The organism is Klebsiella sp. C360 (assembly GCF_048822415.1).
Lineage (GTDB): Bacteria > Pseudomonadota > Gammaproteobacteria > Enterobacterales > Enterobacteriaceae > Klebsiella > Klebsiella quasipneumoniae.
Window position 1 is genome coordinate 1 of record NZ_JBMEZZ010000018.1, and the last position, 12,571, is coordinate 12,571.

Consider the following 12,571-nt stretch of genomic DNA (forward strand, 5'->3'; position numbering starts at 1 on the left):
AGCGCAGCTGGCCGGGAGCCGAAGGTGTCCAGTGCGGGTGTGCTTTTAAAGCCTTTAAGGTTTAAAAAGAGGCATCACAGCAGGGAGAAGAAGAGGAAGCAGGCAAACAGCAGGCAGCAAACAGGGAAGACGCGAAAAGGAAATGCGGGCGGCGCGTCAGCGCGGCCCGGTTTTCCCGGCGCCGCAGGCGCGCGGTCTTTCGAGGCGCGGCCAGACGGGGACAGGTGCCCCGCCGGCTTAACGTGTCATCAGACGGTTATTCTGAGAATGGCGGTCGCTACCTGGGTATACGTGAATGTTCCCCGTGGCAACGGCTCCCAGACGTCCGCCAGGGACTCCAGCGCCTTTTGCTGACGCGGCCCGTCCAGACATATGCCCGTCAGAATCCCGCCAGGCTCAAGCAGAGTTAATGCCCGCCGGATATGCCGGATATCATCACCGCGATTAAACGGCGGATTCATGATAATTCGTGTATACCGGCGCTCCGGATGATATTCGAGAAAATCTCCGCACCAGATCCGGACCTCCGGGAAATGCGCCTGCAGGTGACGGGCTAACCCGGCGTGCAGCTCCACGGCGTCACACTTCGCCCGGGGGACTGCATCCCTGATCGCCTGCAGTATGGCGCCCGTTCCGGCACTGGGTTCCAGAATGCGATCGGTTTCCCGGACATCAGCCAGCTCAACCAGCCGGCGACATTCCGGGGAGGGGGTGACAAAAAGTTGCGAGCTACCCTGAATTTCAGCGACAGGGGCGCGCCCTTCCAGTTTGACCCGCATCGCCTGAATACGGTGTTTAAGGTCATGATGCATGAATGTACTCCCTGACCTCCCCGGCAAGATGCCGGGGAGCCTTCCTGCTATTTTTTCGGAATTTCAACGGTTTTCATGTCTGTGATATACACATTCACGAGCGTACAACCGTGCGTCATGCACCGGCGGAAGCGGTAGGCGCCGTGTGTTTCGGTTTCTGCAGCACCCCGCACGCCTTTATAATCAGCGGGTAATTTCGCCCACTCGGCTTTTGTCATTTCCCGGAACCCTTCCCCCGGATAATTGACGATCGGTGGGCGCTTCGCCGCTTTCTTCGCGTCGCTGGCTTCCTCCGCTGTCGGGGCTTTGTAGTCCGTGATACGGTCGGGCGTGAGTTTCATCGTGCCGCTGTAGCCCAGAAAGCGATAACCGGGCGTTTCGACTGAACTCACCTCCCCCTTACTCCGGTTAACCCGGAGAATGGTTAACCATTCTCCCCGGCTCAGTACCTGCCCGCCTGGTTCAAATTCCTGTGTTCGGGTGACAACGCCACCGTTTTCATTGAGCATCGCGCGTTCGTAGGCCAGGCGGTTCTGGTAATGATTAACCCAGCGCTGTTGGTGGTTAATCGTGCGCTCATGACAGCGGATCGCAATATCACGCGCCTGTTCAAAAGTAATGATCTCCTCCGACAGGGCAGAATGGAGAGACATCGAGCCCTCATACTGGCTTTTCTCTGCCGGGCGGGGGTATTTGTCGAGCGTAAAGCAGGCATGAATATGATCATAATTACTGACCAGTAACGCCATTTTCAGATCGAGCGTCTGCGCACGCCACATCGTCATATGCTTTTCAGACCGGGCAATGTGCTTTTGGGACTTGCGTCATTCCGCCTCGATTTTTTTGATACGGCGGTAACGCACATCCGGACGCTCCTTGTATTTTGCGTGCCGCAGAGAGGCCTGCGCGCGCTGTTCCCAGTATTCCGCACGCTCGAACAGCATCACGGCACGTTTCATGCCGCTCTCAATTTTCTGCGCATGCCGGCGCGCGCGGCGCTCGCTGTGGTGGCCTACCAGGATCGGCTGTCCCAGCGGGACAGCCGATGCCAGCGAATCAACATGCGCAAGCGCCTGCTCCGATTCAACCGCCCGCCGGTCACTGTAGTCACTGAACCGCCCGGCGCGCTGCTCCTGGCGATCAAACAGGGTGCTGTCCTCGTCCTCGATATCACCGGCGAGCGAAAGCAGGACATCCTCCCGCCCCGGCGTCCAGGCTGGCGCCACAAAGAGTTTCTGTTTGGGCGCCCAGCGAAATCCTGCTTTGTTGATCAGGGAATACGTTTCTTCATCGAGCCGTAATGATGCGTAAAGTCGCAATTTATTATCATCGGGTGAATAGGTTGCCCGGTAAGTCTGGCTGACGGTATTTTCCGTCATGATCTGTGCGGTAGTCGGTGTCATTGTGTTTTCTCCTTCCTGCAGTTGCCGCCCCTCGCGGGGCGGCTCACCTCATCAGTTAAATGCGCGTTTCAGTTCCAGCGTGCGGAGTACCTGCCCGAGGGCGGTATTTTTCATCGCGGGGATGTGGACACCGCGCCCTTTGCGGTGACTTCTGGCGATATGACGCCCGAAAGCTCTGAGAGCGGGATCAATCTCCGGTGCGGTGATATCTGCGCGCAGAATGCGCGAATGACGACGGGGCTTTACAGCGCCTGCGGAAGGTGAAAAAATAGAAACGATCATAAAGTTGACTCCTTATGGTAGTTAACGAAGCCGGAAAAACCGTTCGTGCGATTTTTACGGCGTGGGAGAAGCAGGGTTTACCCTGCTTTTTTCGTACCTGCGGTTTGCTTCCCGCCTCTTCTTCCTCCTTCTGAACCTGATCGGTAATGTCTTCCGGTGCGCCCAGAAACCAGCCTTTGACGGGTTCACAGCGTTCAATAAACGCTTTTATCGCCCGTTTTCCGGTCGTGGCCTGCACCCGGGTAAACATCGGCAGATTGCCGCTGGCATTGCTTCCCAGAAATGCGATCCGATACGTTCGCAATGAAGGATCCTGCATTTTTCTTTTTCCTGATTTTTAAAGAACATCACCCGTTGAGTTGCCGGGGCCGCGGTTTTGACTTTGTGCGGGGACCTGCTGAACCTGCCCCCTGGTATTAACTTCACCCGTTTGAGAGCCGTTCGCCGCAAGGGCATAAACGAGCACGGGCGACGGCAGCTGTCCAGGGCGCGGTTTACCGCGTGCCATTTACCCTGGACGGATGATGGCGACTGTGCTTGTCTCAGCCCCGGCGAATGGACTCAAACGGGTGATACGACCAGGGGAAAGGAGCAGGCACCCGCCGCAACGACGAAGAGCGCGGGCGCGAAACGGCGTTGCCCTGCAGAGTGCCGGCAGCTTTATCGCCGGCACGGTGAAAGCGGCGCGGCCGGAACGGTCGCAGCAAGCGCTGCCGTTGACCTTGACTTCAGACATCAGACACTAGCCGCCAGGCCCGAAACCGCGTAGCGGGTTCGGCGGAGCTTACCGCGTCTTTTCGCGGTTAGCGGAGTGTGGCTCGACGACCGGACAGCGCAGCTGGCCGGGAGCCGAAGGTGTCCAGTGTGGGTATGCTTTTAAAGCCTTTAAGGTTTAAAAAGAGACATCACAGCAGGAAGAAGAAGAGAAAGCAGACAGACAGCAGGGAGCAAGCCGGAAACGTAAAGATGCAGGCTGGAGAGAATATGTTTTTCATGCCGCCGGAAAGAAGCCATGAGAAACCGGCGGCATACCAGACGGGGCGTCAGGAACGGAGCTTATTTTCCTTCCTGAACTGCGCAACGCTATACCAGATTGAAGCCAGGAAAGCGAAAACGGTGATCAGGACACGAAATTCGTCACCCGGCTCTTTCCCCTTCAGCATCAGCGTTATGATGATGCCGGCAACGATAATCCACGCAATACCACTCCAGAGGCGCAGCTTATCCGCCACGACATTAATCAGAACAAAAGCAACGGCCAGGATAGCCCCCCACAGAGCCGGAACAGGCTGAAACGGAATAAAAAACAGGTTAATACCTGTTAAAAGCGTCACGGCAGCAAACATCAGAGACATACGCACAGATTACCCTCCCTGGACACACTGAGTAAGAAAATCAATTCTGCTGATCATCGCCCGGTTTATTATATTCGGGTGCATTTGCGCGCGGCAGCTGCTGACTGTTCAGTCGATGTACGCGGAACCGTTCATGGAAATATTCGCGCAGGTGTTCAGGCTGTTCCCGTTCAACAAGTTCCGGCATGACGGGCTTGTTCATGCGCTCCTGCCAGGCAACATCAGCAGCCACCTTATCGACGGCAACTTTGTCCTGCTCCTCCTTTGAAAAAGAGGCAATATTCCACTGCGACATACGCAAATTCAGCAAAAGAAGAAAAGGTACGCAGATATTACGCTCTTAATCCTTAACTGGCGACCTGTTGAGGTGAGGCCAGTACGCAGCGCCGCAGGTGTGGCGAACCGCCTCACCGGCAGGCGAAGCCTGCCAGGATTTTCGCGCGGCCGCACCGATCTGCGAAGCCGGGTAAGCTCCTCACAGATCGTGCCGTCTCAGACCTTAAACGGGGCGTCGGGCGCCCCGATATAGTATCAGTCCAGAGCCGCGTAAATAGCAGCGCATTCGTCATGAGAGTCAATGAAATTCCACAGCTGCGATTCCCGCAGCATCAGGTGGCGTGTCAGGGCAGCATCACCGCGTTCATGGTGCAGCCAGATACGGCGGTTGATCGCCAGCGCCGTAATGATAACTCCGGCCGCATCCGCGCTGACGGACCGATCAAACCAGTTATCCGGGGAAACGGTCACCGTCAGGCATCATGTAGCCGCCGCCCTCCGGAATACGGATGAAATGCCAGAAGCCTCCGCAGTAATCGGTGATGTGTTTCTCAGCGAGCGCATAGACCTGCATCTCTCCGGCCAGAAAATCGTTACCAAACAGATCCGGCAGGAACGAGAGACGGTCGGACTCCTCTACATTCAGCATGGTTTGACGGGCATGATACATAGCAACCTCCACAGGTTCATAAGATTGCGGCACCGGGTTGTGCCGTGCCGACACGACAGCCCGGCGGAAAGCGGAAGATGCAAGGGCGACACCGGAGGCCGCAGCGCAGATAAAGCACGAAGCTGGTCTGGACGGTTTTAGAGCGAAACCTGAGCGAGAAAACGACGGGAAGAACGGCGAGCTTCATAAAAAAACTGCGACCGGGCGAGGATGGCGGCGCCAGCGAACCCTTGCATCTGCAGCGGCCGGGCTAAAGTGAAGGCACGGCACTACCCGAAGCGATGCAGGAGATACAACATGAGCTCCCCTGTCGCGGTTTACGAGCGCAGGGAGAAAAGCAGAAGCTGGCATCGCGACGCGATGGCTGCGTATAAAGGCCGCAGACCGGAGGGAGGGGGCCGGACAAAGCGGAGCCGGCGGCAAAGACAAGCCGGCGACGTCCTTATCCGGTGTTGATGGCATGGCGCCAGTTTATCAGCTGCCCGTCACCAGGCGGCCCGGGAGACCTCTCGTTCTGAGCTTATCGGCGATCTGGTTTATCACTGGCCACGGAGATACCAATGTACATACCGCTTCCCCAGATAATCTGAGAGAGCACAAATAGCCACTGAGGGACGTCAACAATCAACAGCGGAAGAAGAGCAACCGTCACGATTAAAATCAGGCGGCTACCGAATTGCCGGCGCACCGGTTCAGCGGCGTCAACCGGGACGCCTGCATATCGCAGAACCTGCCTTAAACCCGTATTCATAATCACTCCACTCAGAATAAATGCACTGTACTTCAGTATATTACATTTTATTAGATAACGATTCTCCGGACTGGCAGCGATCCTTCTGAAATTTCCCTGTTTTTGCAGGAACAGCAAATGGTTACAGACAACGGCAACAAGATGACTTGAAAAAAAACGGCCTCCGCAAAATAATACTGTATATATATACAGCCTTAAGCGAGGAAAAAAACGATGAAGTTCATTCCTGCAGTATCAGAAGCCAGCATAGTAAAAATTCCTTTGTTCACAGAGCGATGCCCTGCGGGTTTTCCGTCACCGGCAGCAGACTACACTGAGTCTGAACTGGATCTGAATGAGTACTGCATTCACCGGCGCCACTCCACCTATTTTGTCAGGGCGATTGGCAACTCAATGACTGATATTGGCCTCTATTCCGGCGATCTGTTGGTCGTGGATAAAGCAGAACAGCCGCGGCACGGGGATATTGTTATCGCGGAAATTGAGGGTGAATTTACGGTAAAACGCCTGCTTCTGACGCCGCGGCCAGCCCTGCAGGCGATGAACCCGGACTTCCCTTCCCTGTACCCGGATCCGGAAACGCTGCAAATTTTCGGTGTGGTGACAGCCTTCATTCATAAAACCCGGAGGGCAGACTGATGTTCGCCCTGGCTGACGTCAACTCCTTCTATGCCAGTTGCGAGAAGGTTTTCAGGCCGGATTTGCGCGGCAAACCTGTCGTCGTTCTCAGTAACAACGATGGCTGCGTTATTGCCCGGAGTGCTGAAGCCAAACTGCTGGGTATAAAGATGGGCCCCCCCTGGTTCCAGCTCAAAGAGGCGCAGTTTCCTGAAAAATTGTACGTTTTTTCCAGCAACTACGAGCTCTACGCGAGCCTGAGTAACCGTGTGGTCGCCCTGCTGGAAGAGCTGTCGCCCCGCGTCGAACAATACTCAATTGACGAATGTTTCCTGGATGCCCGGGGAATTGGCCACTGTATGGATCTGGAGGATTTTGGCAGGCAGCTGCGTGGGCATGTTCTCAGTGGAACCGGACTGACGATCGGTGTCGGCTTCGGCGCCACAAAAACACTGGCCAAATCGGCGCAGTGGGCGTCAAAGGAATGGCCACAATTTAGGGGGGTACTGGCGCTGTCGCCCGAAAATCCACGCAGAACGGCAAAATTACTCAGCCTGCAGCCGGTGGAAGAAATCTGGGGCGTGGGGAACCGGATAGCGAAAAAGCTGCACGTTATGGGGATCACCACCGCCCTGCAGCTGTCGCTGACGAACCCCACATTTATCCGGAAAAACTTCAACGTAGTTCTGGAGCGCACGGTACGTGAGCTGAACGGCGAGAGTTGCATTTCACTGGAGGAAGCGCCGCCGCCGAAACAGCAGATTGTCTGCAGTCGCAGCTTCGGGCAGCGGATCACCACCTACGAAGAAATGCGCCAGGCCGTCTGCCAGTATGCCGAGCGCGCGGCGGAAAAGTTGCGCGGTGAGCGACAGTACTGCCGGCATATCAGCACCTTCATCAAGACATCCCCTTTTGCGGTTAATGAGCCGTATTACGGTAACGTGGCCACGGAAAAACTGAACACCCCTACCCGTGACACCCGGGACATTATCGCGGCAGCGGTCAGGTCTCTGGACAGGATCTGGCTCGATGGCCACCGCTACGCAAAAGCGGGGATAATGCTCAATGATTTCAGTCCGAACGGCGTCGCGCAGCTGAATCTGTTCGATGACGTGCAGCCACGGCCGCACAGCGATGCGCTGATGAAGGTACTCGACGGCATTAATCATTCCGGACTCGGGAAAGTCTGGTTTGCCGGACGGGGTATTGCGCCGGACTGGCAGATGAAACGGGAGATGCTGTCACCGGCATATACCACCCGCTGGAAGGAGCTGCCGGTTGCCCGTTTCTGACCGTCGAAATGACAGACGGGACTTGCCGCCAGAGCTTACTTTACCGATCATACAGATGACTTGTCTCAGGAGGGAACCATGACAAACATCATTCTGTGTGATGTGACTGCCAGCGTCTGAGAACTTAAAAACGATCCGGTGGCCACCGCCAGTGCCGGCGGCGGCTACCCGGTCGCGATTATTGACCGCAACCGCCCTGTTTTTTATTGTGTGCCCGCGGCTCTGTATGAACAAATGCTCGATGCGCTGGACGAAAAAGACCTGGTGCAATTGTTGACATCCTCCCCGCCCTGAAGGGCGAGGATTCCTACAGCGTTCAGACCGGAGCCTGACTCGCCTCGGTGGGTTCCTGCTTCAGCGGGCGGCCCGACTGTATCATCCCTCCACAGGCAAGCACGGCATGTCCTGCCGCTAAAATGTTACGTGCTCCGTTGATATCGGCGTTCTCGGTATAGCCGCATACCTGACACACGAATTTACTTTGCGTTTGACGGTTTTCTTTCGCCGTATGACCACAGCAGGCACAACGCTGGCTTGTGTATGCCGGAGGTATCGCCAGTACCTGACCACCACGCCAGAGCTGCTTGTACTCAAGCTGTCTGCGCATTTCGTACCAGCCCTGATCCAGTATCGAACGGTTTAAGCCTGATTTGGCTCTGATGTTTCGTCCGGGCCGCTCTGCCGTACCTTTTGCCGATTTCGACATGTTACTGACCTTCAAGTCCTCAATGACGATCATCGCGTGGTTTTTGCTGATTTCACTGGTGACTTTGTGAAGGTAGTCGCGCCGGATATTGGCAATGTGTGAGTGCAGACGCTGGATTTTTTTCTTCTGTTTCTGCCAACTGGCACTGAATTTAACTTTGCGGCTTAACTGCCGTTGAAGCATAGCCAGCTTACGCTGGCTTGCTTTGAAGCTGTTGACTGGCTGGTATACGGTGCCATCAGAAAGCGTGGCAAGTTTCGTGACTCCGGCGTCCAAACCGACCATTGACGCTGCCTTATGAACCTGTTCAGGCACTTCGTATTCCGTCTGGATGCTAACGTACCATTTGCCGCATGACTGGATGACCGTGACGTTTTTAACTTCGCCGATGACTTCACGGCTATTGCGATAGCGTATCCAGCCCAACTTAGGAAGCGATATACGATTGTTGGTCTGATCGAGCTTCACGCCTTGCGGGCATCGTTTTGGCCGCGTTTCTTGAAACGAGGGAATGCTGCACGCTTCTGGAAGAAATTCTTGTAGCCGCGCTCCAGATCTTTGAGCGACTGCTGCAACGGCTGTGATGGCGTGTCTTTTAGCCACTGGGTATCAGGGTGTGATTTCCACTCAATGAGCCATGAAGCCATTTTGGTGTAGGAAACATATTTGTTCCCCGCTTCATGGTTTTCGTTTTGAAGCGCCAGCGCACGGTTAAAGACGAAGCGACAAGCCCCAGCGAAGCGCCGCATATCGCGCTCCTGCTGACCATTCGGTCTTAACTGGAATTTGAAGGCTTGAAGTCGTTTCATGAGGCTATTTTAACCGAAGTTAGTCGGAAAACCGCGCCTTATATCCCCGCCCTGAAGGTCGGGGTTTTACGGCGCACTGGATAACAGGGGCCTCCTTGCCGTCCCCCAAAAACAAACGGTATGTTTATGCGCTGTGATGATTCCCCCGGATTCTTTTTATGGTCCAGTGGTGTCTACAAAGTCAATTAATACGATAACGTGACGGACTTTCAATATGTTACCCACACGGTTATCCCCCGTTACTGTGGATAATCAATATATTGTGTCTCTGGCAGTTGCTTTTCCTACCATATGTTGTCCCTCCCCGTTCTATTTTGTGATCGCACAGTGTGAAAAACGACATCACAGTGGAGACGCTGCTGACGGGATGATGTTCATCCAGGGTCGTAAGATCGGCCGGTACTGGTTACCCGCCGGACGAAGGGCCGGCCAACGCGCAGCGTCGGTAGCTGGCTTTAAAAATGCCGGCGGAAATTTAAAGATTAAGCTGCATACTCTGCGAAATTTTGCAAATTTCACTCAACATGCTTCGTTCAGATCCCAATAGAGCTTTCACCATCGCCTGTAATAGCCGCCCTGCTGCGTGATTACTCCGCTCATCGGGTTGCTGGCGACAAGCCAATACCTGTTCGTGACAGGCATTGATTGAACCGTTATCCCTAACTAATAATGTGCCGACGATGCAGGTGGGACCGTGGTCCCAGGCAGATAAGCTGACAGATGACGCAGGTGGGACCGTGGTCCCAGGCAGATAAGCTGACCGACGACGCAGGTGGGACCATGGTCCCAGGGAGATAACTTGACCGACGATGCAGGTGGGACCGTGGTCCCAGGGAGATAACCTGACCGGCGATACAGGTGGGACCGTGGTCCCAGGCAGATAAGCTGACAGATGACGCAGGTGGGACCGTGGTCCCAGGCAGATAAGCTGACCGACGACGCAGGTGGGACCATGGTCCCAGGGAGATAACTTGACCGACGATGCAGGTGGGACCGTGGTCCCAGGGAGATAACCTGACCGGCGATACAGGTGGGACCGTGGTCCCAGGCAGATAAGCTGACAGATGACGCAGGTGGGACCGTGGTCCCAGGCAGATAAGCTGACCGACGACGCAGGTGGGACCGTGGTCCCAGGCAGATAAGCTGGCCGACGACGCAGGTGGGACCATGGTCCCAGGCAGATAAGCTGACAGATGACGCAGGTGGGACCGTGGTCCCAGGGAGATAACCTGACCGGCGATACAGGTGGGACCGTGGTCCCAGGCAGATAAGCTGACCGACGATGCAGGTGGGACCGTGGTCCCAGAGAGAATATTCAGGCCAGTTATGTTTTCTGGCCTGTGAGAAAGGAAATGAAGTAAAGGGAGATCACCGTAGACTAATGCGTGTCCGCATCAGACTCCTGGTTTCTCAAGCTCCTTAAGAATGGCTTCTATTTTCTCTATACACTCCGCAGGAATGCGGGACTTATCCAGGTTAAGCACCATTTTATCGCCCTTATACAATGCTGTTGCCCCTGGAGCAAACTGATGACGTGAGCTCAGATTAACTCTTGATGCGGGAGATTGTTTCAGTACGGATGTTAAAAGACTAATGACCTCTTCAGCTTCAAAGATTAGTCCCGCTTTCTTCTGATCGTGGAGAGTCTCAGCCTGCTGCTTCAGTAATTCTTCTTTATCTGCAAAAGCCTTCTGAAGGGCTTCACCTGACCGGGCAGACAGTTCTCCAGGATGTGCAAACAGGGCAACAACGGATTTAGGCAGTTTGGCCGTATTAATACAGCGGGTAATGATCTTACGAGAGATATTTTCCGCATCGGCAAGCGCAGAAATATTTCCTGCAAACTCATTCTGCAGCCGGCTTGTATAACGCAGGCCACGTTCATAAGCACTCGTCGGCCGATAATCGTTACCCAGTCGGGACAATGCAGCCATCTGCTCATCGTCCAGTTCACCAACCAGAACGCGATAATCACTTTCCGTCAGGATTGCGGCTTTACGGCGACGGCTGCCGTCTGCAATTTCTATGACATCAGAAACCCGGCGGCCGAAAGCTGGAGTCTGCTGACCGGTCAGTAAAAATGAAGGAATGAGATCATCCAGAGCATCTTCGGTAAGTAGTTCCTGATCACGCTCATTTCCTGACCATACGCGTGAGGCGCTCTCAACAGAGTCTCCCCGGAGCACCTCAAGGGTAAATTTTACTTCCCGTCCACATACCGGAAGAGAGATAGCATTACCGCGGGCCATAGCACCCACGCGCGCAATTAATGAATCCACCATCGGCGCGGCCGGCGCCGGTGATGAAGTATCTTCAGTCGATTGAGTATGTGTGGTATGCCTTGGAATGACAGGGGCACGCTTCATTATCTAATCTCCCAGCGTGGTTTAATCAGACGATCAAAAATCTCATTACAAACAGGTTCCCAGATTGAAAGTGCGTTTCGCCATGCGCCGGTCGAAGAACGTTGATCAATCGCCTGTTCGAAAACGGTTCTCATGCGGATCTGGCCTTTACCAACTTCATCGGTTTCACGTACCACATTTTTAAGAACCATGCTTCCCCATGCATCGCGAATTTGTTCTTCCATCCACGGGGACTGCGAACCATTGTTATTACTGTATTTGGTAAGCAGAATACGGACATCCGGCTCAAAGCCTTTAAGATCCACATTCCTGAGCAGATCACGAAGCATATCGAAAAACTGCAGTGCAGAAGTGTAATCGAACAGCTCTGCCGGGGTGGGAACAATCAGCACATCAGCAGCGCATACGACATTGATCGTGCCAATACCGAGGTTCGGTGCGCTGTCGATAACAATCACATCATAGTCATGAGCGATCGTTTCAATAGCAAGGCGGAGCATCAGATGCGGGTCGGTGGGCAGTTTTCCTTCATCAAATTTGCCCATCAGTTCAGTTTCAATGCGATGCAGTGCCAGGCAGGACGGAATGATATGAAGGCCAGGCCAGCAGGTTGGTTTTATCGCATAACTGGCATCATCCTTTTCACCAAGATAAAAGGGCAGGAGAGTATCTTCCGCGTGTATATGAAGATCGGGCACCCATCCGTGATACATCGAGGCTGTGCCCTGAGGATCATTACCCTCGACAAGCAGAACGCGTAATCCTTTCAGGGCCAGGTCCTGAGCCAGGTGAACAGAAACGGAGGTTTTGTAAACACCACCTTTGTGAGCAGCAACACCAATCACCGGCGGAAACGCATCTTCAGCACGGCGCAGTCGTGTACCAAATACATCCCGCATGTGATTGATTTGCTCGATGGTATAACCAACGCGTTGCTCAACTCTTCCACGGGTTTCCATATCAGGGTGAGGCAGCCGGCCAGCTTTCTCGGCATCCCTGATAGCCTGAGATGACACGCCAACTAAATCTGCTGCTTCACCAATCCTCCAGCGCCGGGTTATTTTCCGGGCTTCCGGACTGTCATCATTAAACTGCGCAATGGCGATTGCTTTCGTCATTTCATGACCAGCACTTATGCACTGGTTGAGTGTATCCATGAGTCCCATACTGAACATCCTTTAATCATCACTTTGCATTATTTTATTAAATCTTGGAATTTATTGCAAAGCAA

General features: G+C 54.3%; 10 protein-coding genes and 4 pseudogenes. 3 read left to right on the top strand and 11 right to left on the bottom strand.

The window, feature by feature from the left end; translation table 11 throughout:
• Positions 1-248 precede the first annotated feature (248 nt).
• From ACOI7D_RS25790 to ACOI7D_RS25825, 8 genes and pseudogenes are all read right to left on the bottom strand, one after another.
• Positions 249-812, bottom strand: a complete 564-nt coding sequence (locus ACOI7D_RS25790; RefSeq protein ID WP_013609525.1) for a methyltransferase — start codon at positions 810-812, stop codon at positions 249-251.
• A gap of 47 nt (positions 813-859) precedes the next feature.
• Positions 860-2,215, bottom strand: a pseudogene (locus ACOI7D_RS25795) (DUF3560 domain-containing protein).
• Positions 2,216-2,266: 51 nt separating this feature from the next.
• Entirely contained in the window at positions 2,267-2,497 is a 231-nt protein-coding gene (locus ACOI7D_RS25800) for a hypothetical protein (RefSeq protein ID WP_001568051.1), read from the bottom strand.
• A 94-nt stretch (positions 2,498-2,591) separates the two neighbouring features.
• Positions 2,592-2,816, bottom strand: a pseudogene (locus ACOI7D_RS25805) (hypothetical protein); the annotation flags it as partial.
• A gap of 724 nt (positions 2,817-3,540) precedes the next feature.
• Positions 3,541-3,858: a hypothetical protein gene (locus ACOI7D_RS25810; protein WP_004118473.1), complete on the bottom strand. Its 318-nt coding sequence runs from the start codon at positions 3,856-3,858 to the stop codon at positions 3,541-3,543.
• Between the two features lie 34 nt (positions 3,859-3,892).
• A complete protein-coding gene (locus ACOI7D_RS25815; RefSeq protein ID WP_004152754.1) occupies positions 3,893-4,147 on the bottom strand; it encodes a DNA polymerase III subunit theta in 255 nt (84 codons plus the stop codon).
• Positions 4,148-4,383: 236 nt separating this feature from the next.
• A pseudogene (locus tag ACOI7D_RS25820) lies at positions 4,384-4,798 on the bottom strand (antirestriction protein).
• A gap of 520 nt (positions 4,799-5,318) precedes the next feature.
• Positions 5,319-5,549, bottom strand: coding sequence for a hypothetical protein (locus ACOI7D_RS25825; protein WP_004118481.1), 231 nt, complete (start codon positions 5,547-5,549; stop codon positions 5,319-5,321).
• A 213-nt stretch (positions 5,550-5,762) separates the two neighbouring features.
• On the opposite strand from ACOI7D_RS25825, the gene umuD reads away from it, so the two are divergent.
• The 3 genes from umuD (at position 5,763) to ACOI7D_RS25840 (ending at position 7,753) form a co-directional block, all read left to right on the top strand.
• Complete coding sequence (gene umuD, locus ACOI7D_RS25830; RefSeq protein WP_004182047.1) at positions 5,763-6,188, top strand: translesion error-prone DNA polymerase V autoproteolytic subunit; 426 nt, start codon at positions 5,763-5,765, stop codon at positions 6,186-6,188.
• Positions 6,188-7,459 (top strand): Y-family DNA polymerase, encoded by a 1,272-nt coding sequence (locus ACOI7D_RS25835; protein WP_023307489.1) that lies wholly within the window; start codon positions 6,188-6,190, stop codon positions 7,457-7,459. Before umuD ends, ACOI7D_RS25835 begins: the two co-directional genes overlap by 1 nt.
• Before the next feature lie 138 nt (positions 7,460-7,597).
• Positions 7,598-7,753 (top strand): hypothetical protein, encoded by a 156-nt coding sequence (locus ACOI7D_RS25840; RefSeq protein ID WP_001776126.1) that lies wholly within the window; start codon positions 7,598-7,600, stop codon positions 7,751-7,753.
• A 22-nt stretch (positions 7,754-7,775) separates the two neighbouring features.
• On the opposite strand, the pseudogene ACOI7D_RS25845 reads toward ACOI7D_RS25840, so the two are convergent.
• From ACOI7D_RS25845 to sopA, 3 genes and pseudogenes are all read right to left on the bottom strand, one after another.
• Positions 7,776-8,974: pseudogene (locus ACOI7D_RS25845) on the bottom strand (RNA-guided endonuclease InsQ/TnpB family protein).
• 1,394 nt (positions 8,975-10,368) lie between these two features.
• On the bottom strand, positions 10,369-11,340 hold the full coding sequence (locus ACOI7D_RS25850; protein WP_004152062.1) for a ParB/RepB/Spo0J family plasmid partition protein: 972 nt from the start codon (positions 11,338-11,340) through the stop codon (positions 10,369-10,371).
• The gene (gene sopA / locus ACOI7D_RS25855; protein WP_023307490.1) at positions 11,340-12,506 is read right to left on the bottom strand and encodes a plasmid-partitioning protein SopA; all 1,167 of its coding nucleotides are present in this window, start codon (positions 12,504-12,506) and stop codon (positions 11,340-11,342) included. Before sopA ends, ACOI7D_RS25850 begins: the two co-directional genes overlap by 1 nt.
• Positions 12,507-12,571 lie beyond the last annotated feature (65 nt).